The following is a 23,831-nucleotide window of genomic DNA, read 5'->3' on the forward strand; positions in this document are numbered from 1 at the left end:
CCCTCACTCGGACGGCTGCTGCTCGGTGTCCGGGCGGATGTCGATGCGCCAGCCGGTGAGCCGGGCCGCGAGGCGGGCGTTCTGGCCCTCCTTGCCGATGGCCAGCGACAGCTGGTAGTCGGGCACGGTCACCCGGGCGGAGCGGGCCGCCAGGTCGACGACCTCCACCTTGGTGACACGGGCCGGCGAGAGCGCGTTGGCCACCATGTCGGCCGGGTCGTCCGACCAGTCGACGATGTCGATCTTCTCACCGTTCAGCTCGCCCATCACGTTGCGGACCCGGCCGCCCATGGGGCCGATGCAGGCGCCCTTGGCGTTGAGTCCGGAGCGGGTGGAGCGGACGGCGATCTTGGTGCGGTGGCCGGCCTCGCGGGCGATCGCGGCGATCTCGACGCTGCCGTCGGCGATCTCCGGGACCTCCAGGGCGAACAGCTTCTTCACCAGGTTCGGGTGGGTGCGGGAGAGGGTCACGGACGGGCCGCGGACGCCCTTGGCGACCCGGACGACGTACGACCGCAGGCGGGTGCCGTGCGGGTAGGTCTCGCCGGGCACCTGTTCCTGCACCGGCAGGATGGCCTCCAGCTTGCCGATGTCGACCAGCACGTTCTTCGGGTCGCGGCCCTGCTGGACCACTCCGGTGACGATGTCGCCCTCGCGGCCGGCGTACTCGCCGAGCGTGGCGTCGTCCTCGGCGTCCCGCAGCCGCTGCAGGATGACCTGCTTGGCGGTGGTGGCGGCGATCCGGCCGAAGTCCGACGGAGTGTCGTCGAACTCGCGTGCCTCCTGCCCCTCTTCCAGGTCGTCCGGGTCCTCCTTCGCCCACACGGTCACATGGCCGGTCTCCCGGTCGAGCTTGACGCGCGCGTGGCGGCGGCTTCCCTCGGTGCGGTGGTAGGCGATGAGGAGGGCCGACTCGATCGCCTCGACCAGCAGGTCGAAGGAGATCTCCTTCTCCCGCACCAAGCCCCGCAGGGCACTCATGTCGATGTCCACGGCTACGCCTCCTCCTCTTCTTCCTTCATGTCGTTCTCGTCATGCTGGTGTTGCTTGTCCTTGCGGTTGAACTCGACCTGGACCCGGGCCTTGGCGATCTCGTCGAAAGCGAGGCTGCGGGCGGTGGCCTTGCGGCCCTTCACGCCGGGTACTTCGAGGTCGAGCCCTTCGTCGTCCACGCCGAGGATCCGGGCGACCAGTTCGCCGCCCTCGGTGAGCTGGAACCTCACCAGGCGGTCGACGGCCCGTACGTAGTGCCGGTGTTCCGTCAGCTCGCGCTCCGCGCCCGGGGTGCCGACCTCCAGGGTGTACTCCCCCGCGCCCATCGCGTCCGTCTCGTCGAGCTTCGCCGAGAGCGCGCGGCTCACATCGGCGATCGCGTCCAGGTCCGCACCGGTGTCGGAGTCGACGACGACGCGCAGCACCCGCTTGCGTCCGACCGAGTCCACCGCGATCTCTTCCAGATCCAGACCCTGGGAGGCGACCAGCGGTTCCAGCAGTTCTCGCAGCCTCTCGCTCTGGGTGGTGCTCATCCGGGTGACTCCTCGGCCGCGTGTGCTGTTGTGGGACGGTGCGCGTGTCAGGTCAAAGGGTATCCGGTCGCGGGGGGTGTTGCCGTCCACCCGGGCTCGACGGTGCCGCTGAGTGGCGCCGGGCGGCCTCCCGGGTACGGTGATCAAGGCGCACGCCGCCTCCGGCGACCGCCTCCCCGTTCCCTCCCGTTGCCCTCCCGTCACTTCCTTCCCGCCACTTCCGTACGAGCCTGCCGAGGACGTCTGCCGTGTCGTCGTTGCCCTCATCGCCGCGCCCGCCCTCGCGACCGCGCAGAAGGAGTCTGTTCGCCGTGGCCACCGGGGCCGTGCTGCTGGCCGGCTGTACCGGTTCCCCCGGTTCCGGCGAACCGGACGCCGCCGCCTCCAGGGCCGCCGACCGGGCACGCGCGCGGGCCGCGCGGGACAGCGCGGAGCTGGCGGGGCGGTACGCCGCGGTGATCGCCGCGCACCCGGCGCTGGCGGAGCGTCTGGAGCCGCTGCGCGCGGAGGTGCTCCGGCACGCGGCGGCGTTCGGCGGGGCGCGTGCCGCGTCCCCGTCGGTCTCCCCGTCCGGTTCGGCACGGGCCGCGGGGCCGGACGACGGCTCCACCGCCGACGCCGTACCGGCCGACGGGGAGGAGGCGCTCGCCCTGCTGGCCGCCGCCGAGCGGAAGCTGGCCGACCGGCGGACGGCGGCGCTGGCGGACGTGCCGGGCGAGCTGGCCCGGCTGCTGGCCTCGGTGGCGGCGGCCGGGGCGGGACACGTGTATCTGCTGACGGAGGGCGACCGGTGAGCGACGAGTCCGGGAAGAGCGAGAAGGACGAGAAGAAGCGGGAGCTGGAGGCGCTCCAAGCGGTCCTGGCGGCCGAGCACGCGGCGGTCTACGGCTACGGGGTCGTCGGCGCCCGGGTGGGCGAGGACCGGCGCACGGAAGCGCGGACGGCGTACGACGCGCACCGGGCCCGGCGGGACGCGCTGGGGCGCGAGGTGCGCGACCTCGGGGCGACGCCGGTCGCCGCCCGGGCCGGGTACGCGCTGCCCTTCCCGGTGAGCGACGCGGCCTCGGCGGCGCGGCTGGCAGCGCAGCTGGAGGAACGGGTGGCCGGGGTCTACTCGGACCTGGTGCGGGCGGCCGGCGGCGAGCTCCGGAAGGCGGCGGCCGAGGCGCTGCGGGAGGCGGCGGTCCGCGCGGTGCGCTGGCGCGGCGGGAGCGTAGCCTTCCCAGGGCTCGCCGAGCGGGCCGGCACGGCGCCGGCCTCGGCGGCACCGACCGCGTGACACGTACGGGGAGCGCCCGTACGGGAAGGGAACGGCTCGCGCATGGTTTTCGAACCGCCGCGGCGTCTGGTCAGGGCGCTCGGTGAGACGGCACCGGACGGTGACGACTGGCTGGCGGGTCTGCCGGAGGCGGCGCGCCGGGCCGTCGGTCTACGCGGGTTGACCGTGGAGCGGACGGTGGTGCCCGGCGGGCGCGGCAGCCTGGTGGTGCTGGTGCACACCGCCGACGGGACGCCCGCGGTGCTGAAGCTGGCCCCGCCGAGGGCGCGGCCGGAGAGCGAGCGGGCGGCGCTGGCGCACTGGGACGGCCGGGGTGCCGTGCGGTTGCTGGAGCCCCGCGTGACCGAGGGCGTCCTGCTGCTGGAGCGGCTGCACCCGGAGGTGTCGGTGCGGTCGCTGCCGGAGGCGCGGGCGCTGCTGGAGGCGGCGGGGACGCTGCGGCGGCTGTGGGTGGCGCCGCCCGTGGACCATGGCTTCGAGACGGTGGCCGAGCGGACCGGGCGGCAGGCGGCGGCGATGCGCGCGGGGGCCGAGGCCGACCCGGCGGTGGCGCCGCTGGTGGACGCGGCCCTGGCGGTGCGCGCGGAACTGCTGGCCGGGCCTGCTCAGGAGCGGTTGCTGCACGGTACGTTCCGGCAGAGCAAGGTGCTCGCCGGGGACCGGATGCCGTGGCTGGCCGTGGGGCCCGACCCGGTGGTGGGCGAGCCGGCCTTCGATCTGGCCCGGCTGGTACGGGACCGGGTGGAGGACCTGATCGCCCAGCCGTCCGGCGCCTCCACGGTCCGGCGCCGGATCAAGCGGCTCGCGGAGTCCCTGGAGGTCGACCGGGAACGGCTGCGCGGCTGGACCCTGTTCCGGGCCGTGGAGTCGGGCGTACGGGCGTCGCGGGTCGGCCGCCCCCAGGACGCGGAACTGCTGCTGGAGTTCGCGGGCTGGCTGTGAGCGTTGCCTCCGGCGGTGCGGGGGGGGTGGGCCGCCTGCGGCGGCCCGTGGCCGGGGGATGGGGTGCGCGGAGCGCGTCCCGTCGCGGGGCGGCTCCGGCGGATGCCTGCGGCGGCCCCTGGCCCGCCGGTGGAGGTGCGCGGAGCGCCTCCCGACGCGGAGCGGCTCCGGCGGATGCCTGCGGCGGCCCCAGGCCCGCCGGTGGAGGTGCGCGGAGCGCCTCCCGACGCGGAGCGGCTCCGGCGGATGCCTGCGGCGGCCCCAGGCCCGCCGGCGGAGGTGCGCGGAGCGCCTCCCGACGCGGAGCGGCTCCGGCGGATGCCTGCGGCGGCCCCTGGCCCGCCGGTGGAGGTGCGCGGAGCGCGTCCGGTGGTCTGGTGGGTCGGGGCCGGGCCGGGGTTGTCCGTCCTCGGAACGGCGCGGAATCGGTCGGCCACGGGGGTGGACGGCGCGGACGCGCCGACCGCTGCGGGCGGACACTCCCCGGCCCGGCCCCTTCTCGCCGTTCGCGGCTGTCCGAGTCCCGCGGGGCAGCCGCCGTCCAGCCGTAGCGGCGGGCATGCGTGCCCCTGGGGCGGTGTGGGTGGGCGATGGGGCCCCGCGTGCGAAGCTCGGGGAAGGGCGAGGCGCCCCGTCGCGCTGGGCCGCGCACCCACCCCCGCGCCGGGGGGGCTGTGAAGCCCCCCGGCATCCGTGGCGGTCAGGCCGTGAGGCGGGCGATGGCCTCGTCCACCGTTACTTCCTCGCGCTCGCCGGTGCGGCGGTCCTTGAGTTCGACGACGCCCTCGGCGGAGCGGCGGCCGGCGACCAGGATCTGCGGTACGCCGATCAGCTCCGCGTCGGTGAACTTCACGCCCGGGGAGACCCCGGCCCGGTCGTCGACCAGGACGCGGACGCCGGCGGCGGAGAGCTGGTCGGAGATCTTCAGGGCCAGTTCGGTCTGGACGGCCTTGCCGGCGGCGACCACGTGCACGTCGGCGGGGGCGACCTCCTTGGACCAGATCAGGCCCTTGTCGTCGGCGTGCTGCTCGGCGAGGGCGGCCACCGCGCGGGAGACGCCGATGCCGTAGGAGCCCATGGTGACGCGGACCGGCTTGCCGTTCTGGCCGAGGACGTCGAGCTTGAGGGCGTCGGCGTACTTGCGGCCCAGCTGGAAGATGTGGCCGATCTCGATGGCGCGGTCGAGCTTGAGGCCGGTGCCGCAGTTCGGGCAGGGGTCGCCCTCCTGGACGACGACGACGTCGACGTACGCGTCGACCTCGAAGTCGCGGCCCGCGACGACGTTCTTGGCGTGGGTGTGCTCCTTGTTGGCGCCGGTGATCCAGGCGGTGCCGGGTGCCACGCGCGGGTCGGCGATGTACGTGACCTTCTCGCCCAGACCCTGCGGGCCGACGTAGCCGCGGACCAGGTCGGGGCGGCCCACGAAGTCCTCGGCGGTGACCAGTTCGACGGCGGCGGGCGCGAAGTGCGCCTCGACCTTGTCCAGGTCGACCTCGCGGTCGCCGGGGACGCCGACCGCGACGATCTCGCCGTCCACCTTGACCAGCAGGTTCTTCAGGGTGGCGGAGGCGGGGACGCCGAGGGAGGCGGCGAGGGTCTCGATGGTGGGGGTGTCGGGGGTGGGGATCTCTTCGAGGGCGGGGACGTCCGTGGCGTCGACCGGCTTCAGTGCGAAGGTGATCGCCTCGGTGTTGGCGGCGTAGTCGCAGTTCGGGCAGTCGGCGAAGGTGTCCTCGCCGGCCTCGGCGGGGGCGAGGAACTCCTCCGACTTGGAGCCGCCCATCGCGCCGGCGGTCGCCGCGCAGATGCGGTAGTCCAGGCCGAGGCGCTCGAAGATGCGCTGGTAGGCGGCGCGGTGCAGGGCGTAGGACTCGGCGAGACCCTCGTCGGCGGTGTCGAAGGAGTAGGAGTCCTTCATCAGGAACTCGCGGCCGCGCAGGATGCCGGCCCGGGGGCGGGCCTCGTCGCGGTACTTGTTGGCGATCTGGTAGAGGATGACGGGGAGGTCCTTGTAGGAGGACGCCTGGTCCTTCACCAGCAGGGTGAAGATCTCCTCGTGGGTGGGGCCGAGCAGGTAGTCGCCGCCCTTGCGGTCCTGGAGGCGGAAGAGTTCGGGGCCGTACTCCTGCCAGCGGCCGGTGGCCTCGTAGGGCTCGCGGGGCAGCAGGGAGGGGAGGGTCACCTCCTGGGCGCCGATGGCGTCCATCTCCTCGCGGACGATGCGCTCCACGTTGGCCAGGACCTTCTTGCCGAGCGGCAGCCAGCTCCACAGGCCGGCGGCGGTGCGGCGGACGTAGCCGGCGCGGACCAGCAGCTTGTGGCTGAGGACCTCGGCGTCCGCCGGGTCGTCGCGCAGCGTCTTCGCCAACAACTTCGACATGCGCTGGACCGGTGCGTTCGCCATGGTTCTCGTGTCTCCTGCGAAGTGAGTGTGATGGCGACGAGGTTAGCCGGGCGGTCCGGGGTGGTGGAAATCGGTTATCGCCGCAGCAGCGGGAGGGGGGCGCCCATCACGGCGTACGGCTTGGGGGCGCTGGGGAAGAGGACCTGGCGGGCGAGGTCCCGGTAGCCGAGGGAGCGGTACAGGCCGCGGGCGGGGCTGTCGGTGTCGATCGCGGAGAGGATCGAGCGGGGCTCGGCGGCGCCGTCGGTGATGGTGGTGATCAGGGCGCGGCCCACGCCGAGGTTCTGGTGGGCGGGGTGGACGTGCAGCTCGGTGATGACGAAGGAGTCGTCGAGCCAGGCGTCGTTGCCCTGGGCGCGCAGGTAGGGCTCGACGATCGTGGACCACCAGTGGGCGCGGTCGTTGGGCATGCCGTAGACGAAGCCGGCGAGACGGCCGTCGGGAGTGTGCGCGCCGAGGGCGCGGGCGCCGGGGTGGGTCATGTGGCGCAGGACGATCTGGCGGCGGACGGCCACCTCGTCGGGGCCCAGGCCGAAGGCGGCGGCCTGGACCGCGAGGGCTTCGTCGACGTGGGCGGCGAGGTCCAAGGGGCCGATCACTACGTCCATGGGCGGAGCCTACAGGGGGCCGCGGGACGCGTTCAGAACAGGACGCTCATGAAGGCGCCGACCTCTTCGAAGCCGACGCGGCGGTACGTCCTCCTGGCCGCCGTGTTGAAGTCGTTGACGTAGAGGCTGGCGACCGGGGCGATGTCCGCCAGGGCGTAGCGCAGGACCGCCGCCATGCCGGGGGCGGCGAGGCCCCGGCCGCGGTGCTCGGGGGCCACCCAGACGCCCTGGATCTGGCAGGCGCGGTCGGTGGCGGCGCCGATCTCGGCCTTGAAGACGACCTTGCCGTCGGTGTCGAAGCGGGCGAAGGAGCGGCCGGCACCGACGAGTTCGGCGACTCTGGCCTGGTAGAGCAGGCCGCCGTCGCCGGCCAGCGGGGAGATGCCGACCTCCTCGGTGAACATCGCCACGCAGGCCGGCATGAGGGCGTCCATCTCGTCCTTGCGGACGCGGCGGACGTGCGGGTCGGGGGTGATGTGGGCGGGCATGCGGTCGGTGACCATGAGGGGCTGGCGGTGCCGGACCTCGCGGGCCGGGCCCCAGGTGGGTTCGAGCAGCCGCCACAGCTGGGTGGTGGGGTCGGCGGGGCCGACGATGGAGGAGCAGCGGCGGCCGGCCCGGCGGGCGCGGTCGGCGAAGGCGCGGACGGCGCGCGGGGTGGCGCAGATGGGGACGAGGTTGGCGCCCGCGTAGCACAGGGACGTCAGCATGCCGTCCTCGTACCAGCCCCACATCTCGCCGCCGAGCCGCCACGGGTCGAGGCCGGCGACCCGGACCCGGGACGTCACGAAGGCGTTCGCGACCGGCTCGCGGTCGAGGACGGCGAGCGCGGCGTTCAGGTCGCTCGGTTCGAGGACCCGGGAGGTGGTCTGCGTCAACACGTGCGGGGCCCTCACCCTGGGGTCTGCTGATCTCCGCACTGTACCCGCGGAAGCTGAGCGGCGTCGCCCCGCGTTCCGCTGCCGTTCGTTCGCCGGTGGCCGTCGGCTGCCCTGCCGTCCGGGGGCCCGCTCCCGCTTCGGCCCTGGACGGGCCTGGTCCTCAGGCGCCGGACGGGCTGGAAGTGCCCGGCCCGCGCCGAGGACGCACCGGAGAACCTCAGCCCGCGACCGCCACCGAGGGCTCGCCCGACGCCACGCCGTCCGCCTCCATCTGCTCGGCGATCTTCATCGCCTCCTCGATGAGGGTCTCGACGATCTTGGACTCGGGGACGGTCTTGATGACCTCGCCCTTGACGAAGATCTGCCCCTTGCCGTTGCCGGAGGCGACGCCGAGGTCGGCCTCGCGGGCCTCGCCGGGGCCGTTGACGACGCAGCCCATGACGGCGACGCGCAGCGGGACCTCCATGCCCTCCAGGCCGGCGGTGACCTCCTCGGCCAGCTTGTAGACGTCGACCTGGGCGCGTCCGCAGGACGGGCAGGAGACGATCTCCAGGCCGCGCTGGCGGAGGTTGAGGGACTCCAGGATCTGGATGCCGACCTTGATCTCCTCGACCGGCGGGGCGGACAGGGAGACCCGGATGGTGTCGCCGATGCCCTGGGAGAGCAGGGCGCCGAAGGCGACGGCCGACTTGATGGTGCCCTGGAAGGCGGGGCCGGCCTCGGTGACGCCGAGGTGCAGCGGGTAGTCGCACTGGGCGGCGAGCTGCCGGTAGGCCTCGACCATGATGACCGGGTCGTTGTGCTTGACCGAGATCTTGATGTCGCGGAAGCCGTGCTCCTCGAAGAGCGACGCTTCCCAGAGCGCGGACTCCGCCAGCGCCTCCGGGGTCGCCTTGCCGTACTTCTGGAGCAGGCGGCGGTCCAGGGAGCCCGCGTTCACGCCGATGCGGATCGGGGTGCCGTGGTCCTTGGCGGCCTGGGCGATCTCCTTGACCTTGTCGTCGAACTGCTTGATGTTGCCGGGGTTGACCCGGACCGCGGCGCAGCCGGCCTCGATGGCGGCGAAGACGTACTTGGGCTGGAAGTGGATGTCCGCGATGACCGGGATCTGCGACTTGCGCGCGATGACGGGCAGCGCGTCGGCGTCGTCCTGCGTCGGGCAGGCCACGCGGACGATCTGGCAGCCGGAGGCGGTCAGCTCGGCGATCTGCTGGAGGGTGGCGCCGATGTCCGAGGTGCGGGTGGTGGTCATCGACTGCACCGACACGGGAGCGTCGCCGCCCACGGCCACCGAGCCGACCTGGATCTGCCGGCTCTTCCGGCGCTCGGCGAGCCTGGTCGGAACGGACGGCATGCCGAGAGAAATCGCAGTCATCTGCTGTGCAACCCCAAGTCGTGGATCAAGGTCCGGTCCCGTCAGCGGCGGGCTCCGATCCCCGAGATTACGGCACCGGACTGGGGCCGGGCACATCCTGCCGTCGTAAACGCACTCGAAGGAAGGCGGCCCGGCACAAGCGTGCCGGGCCGCCTTCGAAGCGGGAGTGACTAGGAGATTCTCACGGGGTTCACGACGTCCGCGATGAGCACGAGGAGCGTGAAGCAGACGAAGACGCCCGCGACCACGTAGGCGACCGGCATGAGCTTCGCCACGTCGAACGGGCCGGGGTCGGGGCGGCGCAGCACCTTGGCGAGGTTGCGGCGCAGGGACTCCCACAGGGCGCCCGCGATGTGGCCGCCGTCGAGGGGCAGCAGCGGGAGCATGTTGAACAGGAAGAGGGAGAGGTTGAAGCCGGCCACCAGCATCACGGCCATCGCCAGTTGCTGGGTGGGCGGGATGTCCAGGGTGAAGATCTCGCCGCCGACCCGGGCGGCGCCGACGACGCCCATCGGGGAGTCGGGCTCGCGCGGGCCGTCGCCGAACGCGGCGTCCCACAGCGCGGGGATCTTGCTGGGCAGGGCGGCGAGGGAGTCGACGGCGTCGCCGATCCGGTCGCCCATCCACACCACGGAGTCGCCGAAGTCCTGCTTGACGATGCCGGTGGCGGCGCTGAAGCCGAGGAAGCCGGCGGTGACGTACTCGCCCTGGACGTAGCCGCCGCTGCCGTCCTTCTTGGCGACCTTGTTGGTGGCGATCTCGGCGTGCAGCGTGACGTCCTTGCCGTCGCGCTCGACGACGATGGGCACGTTCTCGCCGGGGTGGGCGCGGATCAGGTCGGAGAGATCGTCCCACTTGTCGGTGCGTACGCCGTCGAAGGAGAGGATCTTGTCGCCGGCCTTGAGGCCGGCCGCGGCGGCCGGGGAGGGGGCGTCGGCGTCGGTGCACTTGTCGCGGTTCTCGGACTGGGAGATCACGCACTGGGAGACCGAGCTGACCGTGGTGGTCTGCTGGGAGATGCCGAAGCCCATCAGGACGATGAGGAACAGCGCCACCGCGAGGATCAGGTTCATGAACGGGCCGCCGAACATGACGATGACCCGCTTCCACGGCTTGCGCGTGTAGAAGAGGCGGTTCTCGTCGCCGGGCTGGAGTTCCTCGAAGGCGGCCGAGCGGGCGTCCTCGATCATGCCGCGCCACGGTGAGGTGGAGCGGGCCTCCAGCTTGCCGTCGGGGCCCGGCGGGAACATGCCGATCATGCGGATGTAGCCGCCGAACGGGATGGCCTTGATGCCGTACTCGGTCTCGCCCTTCTTGCGGGAGAACAGCGTGGGGCCGAAGCCGACCATGTACTGGGGCACGCGGATGCCGAAGAGCTTCGCCCAGGACAGGTGGCCCAGCTCGTGCCAGGCGATGGAGAACAGCAGGCCGACCGCGAAGACGACTATGCCGAGGATGAACATCAGGGTCGTCATGCACGGGCCTCCGCCGCTTGTGCCGCCAGTTCCCGGGCCCGGGTGCGCGCCCAGGTCTCCGCTTCGAGGACGTCCGCGACGGTCAGCGAAGTTCCCGTGGCCGGTGTGCCGTGTTCGTCGACCACCCGTGTGACGGTCTCGATGATGCCGAGGTACGACAGCGCCCCGGAGCGGAACGCCTCGACGCACTCCTCGTTGGCCGCATTGAACACCGCCGGGGCGGTTCCCGCGAGCTCTCCGACGCGGCGGGCCAGGTTCACCGAGGGGAACGCCTCGTTGTCGAGGGGGAAGAACTCCCAGGTGGACGCCTTGCTCCAGTCGAACGCGGGGGCGGCGTCGGGGACGCGCTCGGGCCAGCCGAGGCCGATGGCGATGGGGCCGCGCATGTCGGGGGGCGTGGCCTGGGCGAGCGTGGAGCCGTCGGTGAACTCGACCATCGAGTGGACGTAGGACTGGGGGTGGACGACGACCTCGATGCGGTCGAAGGGGATGTCGTAGAGGAGGTGGGCCTCGATGACCTCCAGGCCCTTGTTGACCAGGGTCGCGGAGTTGATGGTGATGACCGGGCCCATGGCCCAGGTGGGGTGGGCGAGGGCGTCCTCGACGGTGACCGCGGCCAGCTGCTCCCTCGTACGTCCCCGGAAGGGGCCGCCGGAGGCGGTGACGACGAGTTTGCGGACGTCGGCGCGGGTGCCGGCGGCGACGGCCTGGAAGAGGGCGGCGTGCTCGGAGTCGACGGGGATGATCTGGCCGGGCTTGGCGAGGGCCTTGACCAGCGGGCCGCCCACGATGAGCGACTCCTTGTTGGCGAGCGCGAGGGTGCGGCCCGCCTCCAGGGCGGCGAGGGTGGGGGCGAGGCCGATGGAACCGGTGATGCCGTTGAGGACGGTGTGGCAGTCGGAGGCGGCGAGCTGGGTGGCGGCGTCCGGGCCGGCGAGGATCTCGGGGAACGGCTCCCCCGTGCCGTACCGCGCCCGCAGCGCCTCGCGCAGCTCCGGTACGACGTCCTCGCGGGCGACGGCGACGGTGCCGGCCCGCAGCCGGTGGGCCTGCTCGGCGAGGAGGGCGACCCGGCCGCCGTTGGCGGACAGGCCGGTGACCCGGAAGCGGTCCGGGTTGCGCAGGACGAGATCGATGGCCTGGGTCCCGATCGACCCGGTGGAGCCGAGGATCACCACGTCCTTCGCGCCGTCTCCCGCCACGGGGTCGTAGACGAGGTGCGGGTCGGCGAGGGGGGCAGGGCTGTCGGTCATTCCCCCATTGTTGCCTCAACCGCCCTCCGGCAGGACAGCGCGTCCCTCGGGCGGGTGGCGGGGCCGCCGCCCGGGGACGCGCTGAGGTGTATCTCACCTGATGGGACGGTGGACGTTCGGTTTCGTACTGACCCCGGGCGTCGCGTCGGCGATCCACGGGCCGTCGCCCGAGGGGTCCACGACGCCGTGCTCCAGCCACGCATAGGTGCCGGACAGGACGCCCTTGACGACCGTGCGGTCGAGGTCGTCGGTGTTGGTCCACAGCCGGCCGAAGAGTTCCTCGACGCGGATGCGGGCCTGGCGGCAGAAGACGTCGGCGAGCTGGTACGCCTCGCGGCCGTGGTCGTCGCGGGAGCGGAGCAGCTCGGCGCGGACGCAGGCGGCGGACATGGCGAAGAGTTCGGCGCCGATGTCGACGATCCGGCCGAGGAAGCCCTGCTTGGTCTCCATCCGGCCCTGCCAGCGGGACATCGCGTAGAAGGTGGAGCGGGCGAGTTTGCGGGCGGTGCGCTCGACGTAGCGCAGGTGTCCCGACAGGTCGACCTCGTGTTTGAAGTCGCTGTACGAGGTGGGGAGTTGGCCCGGGCCGGTCATCAGTTTCGGGAGCCACCCGGCGTAGAAGGCGCCCGCCCGCGCGCCCGCCCGCGCCTTGTCGGACAGGGACTTGTCCGGGTCGATCAGGTCGCCCGCGACGGAGAGGTGGGCGTCGACCGCCTCGCGCGCGATCAGCAGGTGCATGATCTCGGTGGAGCCCTCGAAGATGCGGTTGATGCGCAGGTCGCGCAGCATCTGCTCGGCGGGGACCGCGCGTTCGCCGCGGGCGGCGAGGGAGGCGGCGGTCTCGAAGCCGCGGCCACCGCGGATCTGGACCAGTTCGTCGGCCACCAGACAGGCCATCTCGGAGCCGTAGAGCTTGGCGAGGGCGGCTTCGATGCGGATGTCGTTGCGGTTCTCGTCGGCCATCTGGGAGGAGAGGTCGACGACGGCCTCCAGGGCGAAGGTGGTGGCCGCGATGAAGGAGATCTTCGCGCCGACCGCCTCGTGCAGTGCCACCGGCTTGCCCCACTGCTCGCGCGCCCCGGACCACTCGCGGGCGATCTTCAGGCACCACTTGCCGGCGCCGACGCACATCGCGGGCAGCGAGAGGCGGCCGGTGTTGAGGGTGGTCAGGGCGATCTTGAGGCCGGCGCCCTCGGGGCCGATGCGGTTCGCCGCGGGGACGCGGACCCGGTGGAAGCGGGTGACGCCGTTCTCCAGGCCGCGCAGGCCCATGAAGGCGTTGCGGTGCTCGACGGTGACGCCCTCGGAGGCGGTCTCCACGACGAAGGCGGTGATACCGCCCCGGTGGCCCTCGGACTTCGGGACGCGGGCCATGACGACGAGGAGATCGGCGACGACCCCGTTGGTGGTCCACAGCTTCACGCCGTCGAGGACGTATTCGTCACCCTCCGGTACGGCCGTGGTGGCGAGGCGGGCCGGGTCGGAGCCGACGTCCGGCTCGGTCAGCAGGAAGGCGGAGATGTCGGTGCGGGCGCAGCGCGGCAGGAACTTCGCCTTCTGCTCCTCGGTGCCGAACTGCTTCAGCGGCTGCGGCACGCCGATCGACTGGTGGGCGGAGAGCAGGGCGCCGACCGCGGCGTTCGCGGTGCCCACCAGGGCGAGGGCCTTGTTGTAGTACACCTGGGTCAGGCCCAGGCCGCCGTACTTGGTGTCGATCTTCATGCCGAAGGCGCCCAGTTCCTTCAGCCCGGCGATGACCTCGTCGGGGATGCGGGCGTCCCGCTCGATGACGGCGCCGTCGATCCGTGTCTCGCAGAAGGCGCGCAGCTCGGCGAGGAACTTCTCGCCGCGGCGGACGGCCTCGCCGTCCGGGAGGGGGTGGGGGTGGACGAGGTCGAGGCGGAGGCGGCCGAGGAAGAGTTCCTTGGCGAAGCTGGGCTTGCGCCAGTCCTGGTCGCGGGCCGCCTCCGCGACCTGGCGGGCCTCGCGTTCGGTGACGGTGGGTCGGGAGGAAGGGGTGGTCGGTGCGGACATGGGGCACCTCGCCGCGTCTCGGCACGTAGGGGGGATGTACGTTACTGATCGGTGCTACTCGTTCGTATGTACCCGATTACGGACGTCCCGGCCACCCCGCGTGCGGCCGTTCGGCCGATGAACGGACGGGAGCGCGCCCCGCGACGCGCTGGAGCCGGCCCGCCGTCGGGGAGGGTCTGTCGAAGCGCTTCGACGCGTGTGACGACGTATGGACACCCCACTGTTACTGGGGCTAGGGTCGGACCACCCTCACTTCGCATGATCCGTTACGTGCGCTTGTCGAAGCGCTTCACATCGCTTGGAGAGCCGGATGGTCACCCTCGCCGAGGTCGCCCAGCACGCCGGAGTCTCGGCGAGCACGGTGAGTTACGTCCTCAGCGGCAAGCGGTCCATCTCCAGCACCACCCGGCAGCGGGTCGAGGAGAGCATCCGGGAGCTGGGCTACCACCCGAACGCCGGCGCCCGCGCCCTGGCCAGCAGCCGGTCGCACATCATCGCGCTGATGATCCCGCTGCGCACCGACATGTACGTACCGGTGATGATGGAGATCGCCATCGCGGTGGCCACCGCCGCGCGCGCCCACGGGTACGACGTGCTGCTGCTCACCGGCGAGGAGGGCCCCGACGCGGTGCGCCGCGTCACCGGCAGCGGGCTGGCCGAGGCGATGATCGTCATGGACGTCGAACTCGACGACGAGCGGCTGCCGTTGCTGCGCGCCACCCACCAGCCGTCGGTGCTGATCGGGCTGCCCGCCGACACCTCCGGGCTGACCTGCGTGGACCTCGACTTCCGGGCGACCGGCGCGCTGTGCGCCGAGCACCTGGCGTCGCTGGGGCACCGGGACGTCGCCGTCATCGGCGAGGCGCCGGGGGTCTACGAGCGGCACACCGGGTTCGCCGAGCGGACCCTGGAGGGGCTGCGCGCGCGGGCCCGGGAGCTGGGGCTGCGGCTGCTGCACCGGCCGTTCGAGGGCGGGTACGACGCGATGGCGCTGACCCTGTCCCGGATCTTCGACGAGCGGCCCGGCACCACGGGGTTCGTGGTGCAGAACGAGGCGGCGGTGGAGCCGCTGCTCGCGCTGCTGCGGCAGCAGGGGCGGGCGGTGCCCGAGGACGTGTCGGTGGTGGCGGTCTGCCCCGAGCAGGTCGCCGCGCAGGCGTCGGTGCGGCTGACGTCGGTCGCCGTGCCCGCGCAGGAGATGGGCCGGCACGCGGTGGAGCAGCTGGTGGCCAAGCTCGGCGGGCGCGGCAGCGACGAGGTGGTGCTGCTGCCGCCGGAGCTGACGGTGCGGGCGAGTTCGGGGCCGGCCCCCGGGTGGACCGGCCCCTGACCCGGAGTGCGGTGGATCAACCGCCGCTGACCGTCAGGTTGTTGGTGACGAAGTCCAGGCCGCCGGCCGACGAGGTGATCTCGTAGCCGAACTGCACGTCCCCGATGGTCTCGTTCCCTATCCAGCCCTTGGTGTCCTTGATCCACTTCAGCACCGGGAGGATGTTGACCGTCCCGGCGGTGGAGTCGGAGGTGCGCAGGAACGAGTACACCGCGTTGGCGCCGTTGTCGCCCTTGTAGACGTTCCAGGTGTGGCCGCCGAGGGTGACCGTGCCCTGGGAGGTGCCGAGCGGGCCGACGGCGCCGTTGTAGTTGACCCAGAGCATGATCTCGTGGTCGTAGTCGGTGTCCCAGATGTCGTACGAGGTGTTGTACGCGCCGGAGGACGGGACCGTGACGTTGTAGCTGCTGGTGAGGGAGGTCAGGGAGGTGATCGGCTTGTTGATCACCTTCTTGCTGTTCGGGTAGGACTTGATGCCGCCCGTGTCGGGGTGATCGGCCCAGACACCCCAGTTGGTGCCGGAGTTGGCCCAGACGCACTGGCTGCCGGCGCCGGAGCCCCAGATGTTGTTGTAGAGGATGTAGCCGTTCAGCGTGGTGTTGCCCCACTGGTCGCAGGAGTTCCAGACGGCGGCCTCGGCGGGGGCGGCGGCGAGGCCGACGGTGGCGCCGAGGGCGAGGGCCGGGGCCAGCAGCGCCTTGGGGAGCCGGAGCGGTGTACGTCGTGCCATGGTCGTTCCCTTCCATGGGTGGGGGGACGGTGCGGTCACCGCGCCTTCAGGTGGAGGACGCGGTCTTCTCCGGCGGTGAGGTCGAGAGGCTCGGTGCCGGAGGAAGTCCTCAGTTCGACGCGTACGGTGCGGCCGGGCCGGACGACGGCGGTGGCGGCCTCGGGGGTCCAGGTGAGGTCGAGGGTGGCGCCGAACCGGGTGCGTACGCCGCGCAGTCCGCCCGCCGGGAGGGCGGCGGGCAGGGCGGGCAGCAGGACCAGGCGGGTGGGGGTGGACTGCACCAGCATCTCGACGAGCACGGCGGGCAGGGTGTGCGCCGCGTCGGCGTTGTAGACGTCGCGGCGCGGGTAGTGCGCGCTCATCAGGGAGGTGTGGAAGTAGTCGCCCGCCAGCACCGCGCCCAGGGCGTGCGCGACCCGCTCGCCGTCGCGCAGGCGGGCCGCGACCAGGGCGTGGTGGAGGTGGCCGTGGGCCGAGTCGTTCTCGGCGCCGCGCAGCTCCAGGGCCCGGTGGGCCGCCGCCGCCAGTTCCGGGGTGTCGTACGGGGTGATCTCCTCCAGCGGCCAGACGCCGTAGAGGTGGCTGAGGTGGCGGTGGTCGTAGGTGTCGTCGAGGCCCTCCCGGGCCCACTCGGCGAGGGCGCCGTCGGCGTTGATCCGGTGCGGCGGCAGCCGGTCGGCCAGCGCCCGCCAGCGGGCGGCGTGCTCGGGGTGGTAGTCGGCGGCGGTCAGCAGGGCGTGCCGGGCCGCCGAGAGGTCCATCGCCGCGTCGACGGTTCCCCAGCTGGCGTTGGCGGGACGGTTCTCCGGCGAGTAGGACGGGACGACCGTCAGGCGGCCGTCGCCGGCCTCCGTGAGGAAGTCCTCGTAGAACAGGGCGACTTCGGCGAGGGCCTCGGCGGTGCGGGGGTCGCGGGTGCCGTGGGTCTCGTCGTGGTCCACGAGCGGCTTGAGGAGCCAGTCGGCGCCGGCCGTCCACAGGTGCAGGGGGTACTCGCGGCTGAAGTGGTACGAGTGCCCGTTCTCGCCGTCGGTGTGGGAGGGCGCGACGACGCCCCGGGCGCCGAAGACGGCGCGGGCGTTCTCCCGCCAGTGGTCCCGTTGCCGGTGGACCAGGGCGGCGTGCGCCTCGGTGACCTCGGGGAGGGCGGCAGCGGCGGCGGAGGCGGTCTGGAGGTTGAGGTTGGCGTTGGTGGTGAACGCGCCGGACCAGGCCGTGTCCCAGTCGCCGGTCCACAGGCCGGTGAGGCGGGGCGGGAGCAGGCCGGAGGCGGAGAGCTGGTGGTAGCGGCCGGCGGCGAAGAGGCGCTCCAGGAGGGCCGGGCTGCCGGGGCGGCCGAGGAGTGCGGAGCCGGGCAGCGCGCGGTCGGCGGGGTCGGCGGCGAGGTCCAGGGTGACGCGCTCGTAGGCGGTGCGGTGGTGCGGCAGGTGGCGGTCGAGGAGGTCCTCGTAGGTGCGGCCGGTCATCAGGTCGCCCAGGGCGCGGGACTCGGCGTGCACGTCGAGTTCCCCGGTGTGCCGGCGGACCCGGGTCAGGAGCAGCAGTGACTCGGCCCGCTCGACGAGCAGGCCGGGCGGGACCAGCGCGGTGGTGCCGCCGGTGACGGCGGCCACGGTGACGCCGGTGTACGCCCGGTCGCTGTCCGGGTAGCGGGCGCGCAGGCTCAGGACGGCGCCCTCGGGGGTGCGGACGGCGCCGTGGCCGACGCCGAGTGCGGCGGGCGCCCCGGGCAGGCGGTGGTCCAGGGCGAGGTCGAGGGTGAGGTGCGGGGCGGTGACCTGCTGGACGATGACGTCGTCGGCGCGGGAGACGAAGACCCGGCTGGTCCAGCCGCCGGCGGTGGCCGTCGTCTCGCCGGTGGCGAAGTCGACGGTGCGGCGGTAGGCGTGGTCGGCGCCGGGCGGGCGGCGCAGCCGGAGCTGGAAGGCCGGGTGGAAGGGCTGCACCCATTGCAGCGGGCGGCCGTCGGTGAACTCCTCGGCGGCGGTGACGTCACCGGCCAGCAGCCGCTCCCGCAGCGCGGGCAGGGCGGCGGCCAGCTCCGGGGGGCGGGCGTGCTCCCCGCCGTTGGGACGGACGAGGGTGTGGTGGGTGACGATCACCCGGTCGTCGTGCGGATCGCCGAGGACCAGGGCGCCGTGGTGGCCGTTGCCGGTGAGGAAGGCGTCCTCCCAGCGGGCGGCGGGGGCGGGCTCCCAGGTGCCGTGGACGGGGGCGGCGGTCATGGGGCGAGCACCCGTACGCCGTACCGGCCCAGCTCGGTACGGTCCGTGACCGTCTCCCCCGTCAGCAGGTCGCGGTGGGTGCCGGGGACGTCGACGGTCACCGGGTCGCGGCCGTGGTGGAGCAGGAACAGCAGGTCGCCGCGGCGGACCGCCTCGACGCCCGCCGGGACGCGGTCCAAGGCCGGGCGGACCCCGGCGTCGGCGGCGATGCCCGCGACCAGGCCGCGCAGCGCCTCGGGTTCCGGGAGGGTGGAGACGTACCAGGCGCGGCCCTTGTTCAGGACGGCGGGCAGTCCGTCGAGTTCGCCGCCCTGGTAGGGGACGGTCTCGTCGGCGGTGCCGTCGGGCTCCAGTTCCTCCGACCACAGCGTGCCGCGGAAGCCGTCGCAGCCGACGGTCTCGCCCTCGGCCAGGGGCCACCACTCGTGCAGGGTGCGGATGCCGAAGAGGTCGCGCAGGCGGGCGTCCATCGCGCCGGGGCGTACCCGGTCGTCCTGGTCGGCGACGCCGGTGAGGAAGCCGCAGACCAGGGTGCCGCCGCCGTGGACGTACGCGACGAGGTTGTCGATCGCGGCGTCGGTGAGGAGGTAGAGCTGCGGGACGACGACCAGGCGGTAGCGGCTCAGGTCGTGCTCGGGGTGGGCGAGGTCGGTGGTGAGGTGGGCCTCCCACAGGGCGCGGTGCCAGGCGCGCAGGACGACGGGCAGGTCGGCCCGGTCGAAGGGGCGGGCCTGCTGGGTGCCGGCCCACCAGGAGTGCCAGTCGAGCAGGACGGCGGCGTCGGCGGTGACGCGGGTGCCGGTGACGTGCGGGGCGAGCCGGGCCAGGTCGGCGCCGAGCCGGCGGACCTCCTGGAAGGCCCGGCCACGGGGGCCGGCGTGGCCGACCATCGCGGAGTGGAACTTCTCGGCGCCCTGCCGGGACTGCCGCCACTGGAAGTAGCAGACGGCGTCCGCGCCCCGGGCGACCGCCTGGAGCGACCACAGGCGGTTCAGGCCGCGCGGCTTGGGCTGGTCGACGTCGCGCCAGCCGACCGCGCCCGTCGCCTGTTCCATGACCATCCAGGGGCCGCCCCGGGCCTGGGACCGGGTGAGGTCCTGGATCAGGGCGCCCTCCTGCGCGCCGGACGGGTCGCGCGGGTCGGGGTAGAGGTCGACGGAGACGACGTCCTCCTCCTCGGCCCAGCGCCAGCCGTCCTGGCCGAAGAAGAGCGGCATGAAGTTGGTGGTGACCGGGAGGTGCGGGGTGTGCCGGCGGACGATGTCGCGCTCGGCGCTGTAGCACTCCAGCAGCATGTCGGAGGTGAAGCGCCGGAAGTCCAGCACCTGGGCGGGGTTCTTGAGGTAGTGGGTGCGGCGCGGGGGCAGGACCTCCTGCCAGTCGCCGTAGCCCTGGCTCCAGAACGCCGTTCCCCAGGCGGTGTTGAGGGCGTCGAGGGTGCCGTACCGGCGCTGGAGCCAGGTGCGGAAGCGGGCGGCGGCCTCGTCGCCGTGGTCGTAGGTGCAGTACTCGTTGTTGATGTGCCACATGGTGAGGGCGGGATGGCCGGCGTAGCGGGCGGCCAGGGCCTCGGTGACGGCGGCGGCGTGGCGGCGGTAGACGGCGCTGGAGTGCGAGAAGTGCTGGCGTCCGCCCCAGTGCTCGGTGCGGCCGTCCTCGTCGACGGGCAGGGTGTCCGGGTGCAGGTGCCCGAGCCACGGCGGGGGCGAGGCGGTGGGGGTGGCGAGGACGACGCCGATGCCGTGCGCGTGCAGCAGGTCCATGACGCGGTCCAGCCACCCGAACGCGTAGACGCCGGGGCGGGGTTCGAGGCGGGCCCAGGAGAAGACGCCGACGGTGACGGAGTTGACGCCGGCCTCCCGCATGAGGCGGACGTCCTCCCGCCAGGTCTCCTCGGGCCACTGCTCGGGGTTGTAGTCGCCGCCGAACAGGAGACGGCCGCGGGTCACCGCGGCGAGGTCCGGGCTCACCCCTTCACCGCCCCGGTCAGCATGCCCTTCTTGAAGTGCCGCTGGACGAACGGGGAGAGGACCGCGACCGGCAGCAGCGCCATGACCATCACGGCCATCTGCACGGCCAGGCCGGACAGCTCGCCCGTCTTGATCGCCTGGCCGAGGCCGACCGGGGCCTCCTGCTTCTGCACGAGCTGGATCATGACGTTCTGCAGCGGCATCATGTCCTGGTCGTTCAGGTACAGGGACGCGTTGAACCAGGCGCTCCAGTAGCCGACGGCGTAGAACAGGGTGATCACGGCGAGGACCGCGCGGGAGAGCGGCATGACGATCTTCCACAGGATGCGGAGGTCGCCGGCGCCGTCGATGCGGGCGCTGTCGATCAGCTCCTGGGAGATGCCCATGAAGAAGCCGCGCAGCACCAGGATGTTGAAGACGCTGATCGCGCTCGGCAGGATCAGCGCGAGGTAGGTGTCGGTCAGGCCGAGGGACTGCACCAGCAGGTACGTCGGGATGAGGCCGGCGCTGAAGAACATGGTGGCCAGCAGGACCATCAGGATCCAGCGGTGGCCGAGCGAGCCGGTGCGGGACAGGCCGTAGGCGCACAGCACGGAGACCGTCATGGAGAACGCCGTGCCGACCAGGGTGATCAGGATGCTGATGACGGCGGCGCGGGTGACCTGGCCGCCGCTGAGCAGCTCCTGGTAGGCGACGAAGGTGACCTCCTTGGGGACCATGACCAGACCGCCGGCCTCGTCGATGGTCTTCCTCGACGACAGGCTGGTGACGATCACGATCCACAGCGGGAAGAGGATGGCCAGGCAGGCCAGCGTCAGGGCGAGGCCCTTGCCCGCCACCCCGGCCGGACCGGGCTTCTCCTCCCAGGCCGGCCGGGGCGGGGCGCCCCAGCGGGACGGCTTGTCGGACACGGGCTGGTCGATGACGGCGGTCACTTCTTGTACACCCCCTGCTCGCCCATGAGATGGGCCACCTTGTTCGCGGCGAGGACCAGACCGAGGCTGACCACGCCCTTGACGAGTCCGGCGGCCGCCGCGTAACCGAAGTCCTGGTTGCGTACGCCGTTCCACCACACGAAGGTGTCCAGCACCTCGGCCGCGCCCGGCCCGACCATGTCGCGTTGGAGCAGGATCTGCTCGAAGCCGACGGTGAGCGCGTCGCCGACGCGGAGCACCAGCAGCAGCGCGATCACCGGGCGCAGCGCGGGCAGGGTGACGTGCCACATGCGGCGCCAGCGGCCCGCGCCGTCCATCGCGGCGGCCTCGTACAGGTCGGGACTGACCGAGGCGAGCGCGGCGAGGAAGACGATGATCCCCCAGCCGGCGTCCTTCCAGACGCTCTGCGCGGTGATCAGCACCGCGAAGGTGTCCGGGTCGGTCATGAAGTCCAGGCCGTCGTAGCCGTGCTCGCGCAGCAGCTGGGAGAAGATGCCGGCGCCGCCGAAGAGCTGCTGGAAGACGGCGACGACCAGCACCCAGGAGAAGAAGTGCGGCAGGTAGAGGATGGCCTGCGAGACCGCCCGGACCCGGGGCCGGACCACGCTGTTGATGAGCAGCGCGAGCAGGATCGGGATCGGGAAGAAGAGGACGAGCTGGAAGAAGAAGAGGATCAGCGTGTTCTGTACGGCGTTCCAGAAGTCGGAGTCCGCGAAGATCCGCTCGAAGTTCTCCAGGCCCACCCAGGGGCTGTGCAGGATGGAGACGATCCCGTTGTCGCTGATGTAGGGGTCGTACTCCTGGAAGGCGACGACGTTGCCGAGGATCGGCAGGTAGTTGAAGACCAGGAGCAGCAGGACGGCCGGCAGCACCATCAGCAGCAGGACGCGGTCGCGTCTGAAGCGCAGGCGCAGGCTCACTTTCCCGGAGGGGATCTTCTTCTCGGGGCCGGTGGTGCCGTCGGGCACCGCCGGGGACTTCTTCTGGGCCTCGGTCCTGCTCCGAGGCACCGTGCTGTTCGACACGGCCGTTCTCCTCGCCTCGCCCGCGCCGGTCAGCTCGCCGCCGAGCCGTTCTCGTCCAGCAGCTTCTTGTACCAGTCGCGGAGCTTGTCGCCGCCCTTGCTGCGCCACTCCGAGACGGCCTGCTGGACCTCGCTCATCTTCTTGCGGCCCCGGACGAAGTCGTCCTCCATCTGCTCGAAGTCGCTGGAGAGGTTGGTGTACCGGGAGGGCTCGGTGACCTGCATGCCGTAGAAGGAGGACTTCTTGGTGAAGGCGCCCATCCGCTGCTGCCACTCCACCTGGCCCTTGGCGACCTCGGGGAAGTCGGGGTGGGCGACGGTCGGGGCGGGGCTGGCCAGCATGACGTAGGCGTTCATCACGTCGATGTTGCCCTGGTCGGTCTTGGTGGGGACGCCGTCCTTGACGGTGTAGTGGGTGCCCTCGACGCCGTAGTTGGTGGCCATGTACTCCTTGGTGCCGTACGGCGCCGCCGTGACGTTGGCCGCGGCCAGCACGTCCTTGATGACCGACTCGGACGCCTTCTTGTTCACGAAGGCCCAGATACCGGCGGGCTGTTCGGCCCAGAGCACCGGGTCGCCGCCGTCGTGGCCCCAGATGTCCATGCCCCAGATCTTGAACTCCGGGTTCTGGGTGGCCTGTTCGGCGGTGCGGCTCCACCACTGGCTCATGTTCTGGACGTAGACGAGGAACTCGCCCTTGGCGAACTTGGGCCCGGGGTCGGTGGCCTGGCTCTTGCCGAGTTCGGCGTCGGGGTGGACGACGCCGGCGGCGAACAGCTTGCGGGTCCACTCCAGTGCTTCGAGGTACTCGTCGGTCTCGAAGCGGCAGATCATCTTGCCGTCGACCAGGTTCCAGCCGAGCGGCTTCTCGTTGGCGGAGAGCACGCCGAACGCCTGGAAGGCGGTCCACTTCATGTCCAGGCAGGCCCAGCGCTTGGCCTTGGCGTTGGTGGCGTCCTTGGCCCAGTCCATGAACTCGGCGCAGGAGGTGGGGACTTCGTACCCCTCCTTCTCGAAGATGTCCTGCCGGTACAGGGGGACGAGCCCGGTGACGTACGGCTGGGGCTGCGGCAGGCCGCGCAGCTTGCCGCCGAAGATCGAGCGCTGCCAGGCGTCGGTGGGGATGGCGGCCAGGTTCGGGTAGTCCTTGACGGCGTCGCCGGACAGGTAGGGGCCGAGGTCGGCGAACTTGGAGATGATGGCGCTGGGGATCTTGCCGTTGAGGTTCCAGCTGGGGACGACCACCACGTCCGGTACGTCGCTGGAGGCGAGGACCGCGCCGAGCTTCTGCTCGTAGGTGTTGCCGTCCTGGTTCTGCCACTTGATGTCGACGCCGATCATGTCGTTCATCGCCTTGTAGTAGGCGTTGTCCGACTTCGGCGGGGAGCCCCAGAACGGGGACATGATGGTGACCTGGCCGCCCTTGCCGAGCTTCTTCGGCACCGAGGTCTTCAGGTCGGCGACGGCGAGCTTGCTGGTGAAGCCGACCGCCGAGCCGTTCTTGGACGGGATGTCGGGGCTCACCACGTTGCTGGCCACATAGGCCGGCAGCAGCTTCTTGGCGTCCTTGCCCGCGGTCGTGCCCTCGCGCGAGCCGCTGTCCGTGCCGCCACAGGCGCTGAGCAGGGGCATCCCGCCCGCCACCGCGGCGGCGGCGACCGCCGAGGAGGCGAGGAAGCTTCTCCGGCTCGGCGCGGAGGTGGCGGAGGCGGCGTTCGGCGTCATTGCGTCAACCCTTCATGGCGCACCAGGACACCCGGCGGTGGCCGTCGGCTGCGGTGTCTTGAGTGGAACTCGCTGAGCTGGGGGTGGAGCGGGCGGGGCGGGAGGCGCCCACAGG

General features: G+C 72.3%; 19 protein-coding genes. 4 read left to right on the forward strand and 15 right to left on the reverse strand.

Translation table 11 applies throughout. The features are described 5' to 3' along the window. Nucleotides 1–3: 3 nt before the first annotated feature. Both nusA and rimP read right to left on the reverse strand, forming a co-directional pair. Nucleotides 4–993 carry a transcription termination factor NusA gene (gene nusA, locus ACIQR3_RS32495; protein ID WP_403544356.1) on the reverse strand — a complete coding sequence of 330 codons (990 nt, stop codon included), beginning with the start codon at nt 991–993 and terminating at the stop codon, nt 4–6. 2 nt (nt 994–995) lie between these two features. Continuing rightward, complete coding sequence (gene rimP, locus ACIQR3_RS32500; protein WP_403544358.1) at nt 996–1,526, reverse strand: ribosome maturation factor RimP; 531 nt, start codon at nt 1,524–1,526, stop codon at nt 996–998. A 311-nt stretch (nt 1,527–1,837) separates the two neighbouring features. Here rimP and ACIQR3_RS32505 point away from each other — a divergent pair, with 311 nt between their 5' ends. From ACIQR3_RS32505 to ACIQR3_RS32515, 3 genes are read left to right on the forward strand one after another with little or no spacing between them, the layout of a single operon-like run. Continuing rightward, nucleotides 1,838–2,320, forward strand: a complete 483-nt coding sequence (locus ACIQR3_RS32505; protein ID WP_403544360.1) for a hypothetical protein — start codon at nt 1,838–1,840, stop codon at nt 2,318–2,320. Then, a complete protein-coding gene (locus ACIQR3_RS32510; RefSeq protein ID WP_403544361.1) occupies nt 2,317–2,805 on the forward strand; it encodes a ferritin-like domain-containing protein in 489 nt (162 codons plus the stop codon). Before ACIQR3_RS32505 ends, ACIQR3_RS32510 begins: the two co-directional genes overlap by 4 nt. A gap of 42 nt (nt 2,806–2,847) precedes the next feature. Further along, nucleotides 2,848–3,747 (forward strand): aminoglycoside phosphotransferase family protein, encoded by a 900-nt coding sequence (locus ACIQR3_RS32515; RefSeq protein WP_403544363.1) that lies wholly within the window; start codon nt 2,848–2,850, stop codon nt 3,745–3,747. A gap of 700 nt (nt 3,748–4,447) precedes the next feature. On the opposite strand, the gene ACIQR3_RS32520 is transcribed toward ACIQR3_RS32515, so the two are convergent. The 7 genes from ACIQR3_RS32520 to ACIQR3_RS32550 form a co-directional block, all read right to left on the reverse strand. Next, complete coding sequence (locus ACIQR3_RS32520; protein ID WP_403544364.1) at nt 4,448–6,151, reverse strand: proline--tRNA ligase; 1,704 nt, start codon at nt 6,149–6,151, stop codon at nt 4,448–4,450. Nucleotides 6,152–6,225: 74 nt separating this feature from the next. Beyond that, on the reverse strand, nt 6,226–6,759 hold the full coding sequence (locus tag ACIQR3_RS32525) for a GNAT family N-acetyltransferase (protein ID WP_403544365.1): 534 nt from the start codon (nt 6,757–6,759) through the stop codon (nt 6,226–6,228). 32 nt (nt 6,760–6,791) lie between these two features. Continuing rightward, nucleotides 6,792–7,640 carry a GNAT family N-acetyltransferase gene (locus tag ACIQR3_RS32530; RefSeq protein ID WP_403544367.1) on the reverse strand — a complete coding sequence of 283 codons (849 nt, stop codon included), beginning with the start codon at nt 7,638–7,640 and terminating at the stop codon, nt 6,792–6,794. A gap of 217 nt (nt 7,641–7,857) precedes the next feature. After that, a complete protein-coding gene (gene ispG / locus ACIQR3_RS32535) occupies nt 7,858–9,015 on the reverse strand; it encodes a flavodoxin-dependent (E)-4-hydroxy-3-methylbut-2-enyl-diphosphate synthase (RefSeq protein ID WP_215164483.1) in 1,158 nt (385 codons plus the stop codon). A gap of 170 nt (nt 9,016–9,185) precedes the next feature. Next, nucleotides 9,186–10,478, reverse strand: a complete 1,293-nt coding sequence (locus ACIQR3_RS32540; RefSeq protein WP_403544411.1) for a M50 family metallopeptidase — start codon at nt 10,476–10,478, stop codon at nt 9,186–9,188. Between the two features lie 8 nt (nt 10,479–10,486). Further along, nucleotides 10,487–11,743 carry a 1-deoxy-D-xylulose-5-phosphate reductoisomerase gene (gene dxr / locus ACIQR3_RS32545; RefSeq protein ID WP_403544368.1) on the reverse strand — a complete coding sequence of 419 codons (1,257 nt, stop codon included), beginning with the start codon at nt 11,741–11,743 and terminating at the stop codon, nt 10,487–10,489. A 93-nt stretch (nt 11,744–11,836) separates the two neighbouring features. Then, nucleotides 11,837–13,777, reverse strand: a complete 1,941-nt coding sequence (locus tag ACIQR3_RS32550) for an acyl-CoA dehydrogenase family protein (RefSeq protein ID WP_403544370.1) — start codon at nt 13,775–13,777, stop codon at nt 11,837–11,839. Between the two features lie 310 nt (nt 13,778–14,087). Between ACIQR3_RS32550 and ACIQR3_RS32555 the strand changes: the two genes are divergently transcribed. Then, nucleotides 14,088–15,107: a LacI family DNA-binding transcriptional regulator gene (locus ACIQR3_RS32555; RefSeq protein ID WP_403544372.1), complete on the forward strand. Its 1,020-nt coding sequence runs from the start codon at nt 14,088–14,090 to the stop codon at nt 15,105–15,107. A 16-nt stretch (nt 15,108–15,123) separates the two neighbouring features. On the opposite strand, the gene ACIQR3_RS32560 is transcribed toward ACIQR3_RS32555, so the two are convergent. Genes ACIQR3_RS32560 through ACIQR3_RS32585 form a run of 6 tightly spaced genes read right to left on the reverse strand, consistent with a single transcriptional unit; the run spans nt 15,124 to nt 23,716 of the window. Next, nucleotides 15,124–15,837: a hypothetical protein gene (locus tag ACIQR3_RS32560; RefSeq protein WP_403544374.1), complete on the reverse strand. Its 714-nt coding sequence runs from the start codon at nt 15,835–15,837 to the stop codon at nt 15,124–15,126. A gap of 35 nt (nt 15,838–15,872) precedes the next feature. Next, a complete protein-coding gene (locus tag ACIQR3_RS32565; RefSeq protein WP_403544376.1) occupies nt 15,873–18,062 on the reverse strand; it encodes a glycosyl hydrolase family 95 catalytic domain-containing protein in 2,190 nt (729 codons plus the stop codon). Continuing rightward, complete coding sequence (locus ACIQR3_RS32570) at nt 18,059–20,032, reverse strand: beta-galactosidase (protein ID WP_403544378.1); 1,974 nt, start codon at nt 20,030–20,032, stop codon at nt 18,059–18,061. The genes ACIQR3_RS32565 and ACIQR3_RS32570 overlap by 4 nt, the downstream gene beginning before the upstream one ends. Beyond that, on the reverse strand, nt 20,029–20,967 hold the full coding sequence (locus tag ACIQR3_RS32575) for a carbohydrate ABC transporter permease (RefSeq protein WP_403544380.1): 939 nt from the start codon (nt 20,965–20,967) through the stop codon (nt 20,029–20,031). The genes ACIQR3_RS32570 and ACIQR3_RS32575 overlap by 4 nt, the downstream gene beginning before the upstream one ends. Continuing rightward, a complete protein-coding gene (locus tag ACIQR3_RS32580; protein WP_403544381.1) occupies nt 20,964–21,992 on the reverse strand; it encodes an ABC transporter permease in 1,029 nt (342 codons plus the stop codon). The genes ACIQR3_RS32575 and ACIQR3_RS32580 overlap by 4 nt, the downstream gene beginning before the upstream one ends. A 29-nt stretch (nt 21,993–22,021) precedes the next feature. After that, nucleotides 22,022–23,716: an extracellular solute-binding protein gene (locus ACIQR3_RS32585; protein ID WP_403544383.1), complete on the reverse strand. Its 1,695-nt coding sequence runs from the start codon at nt 23,714–23,716 to the stop codon at nt 22,022–22,024. Between the last annotated feature and the right edge of the window lie 115 nt (nt 23,717–23,831).

Origin of the sequence: Streptomyces sp. NPDC090994 (assembly GCF_044768905.1) — a bacterium.
In the GTDB taxonomy this organism is placed as follows: Bacteria; Actinomycetota; Actinomycetes; order Streptomycetales; family Streptomycetaceae; genus Streptomyces.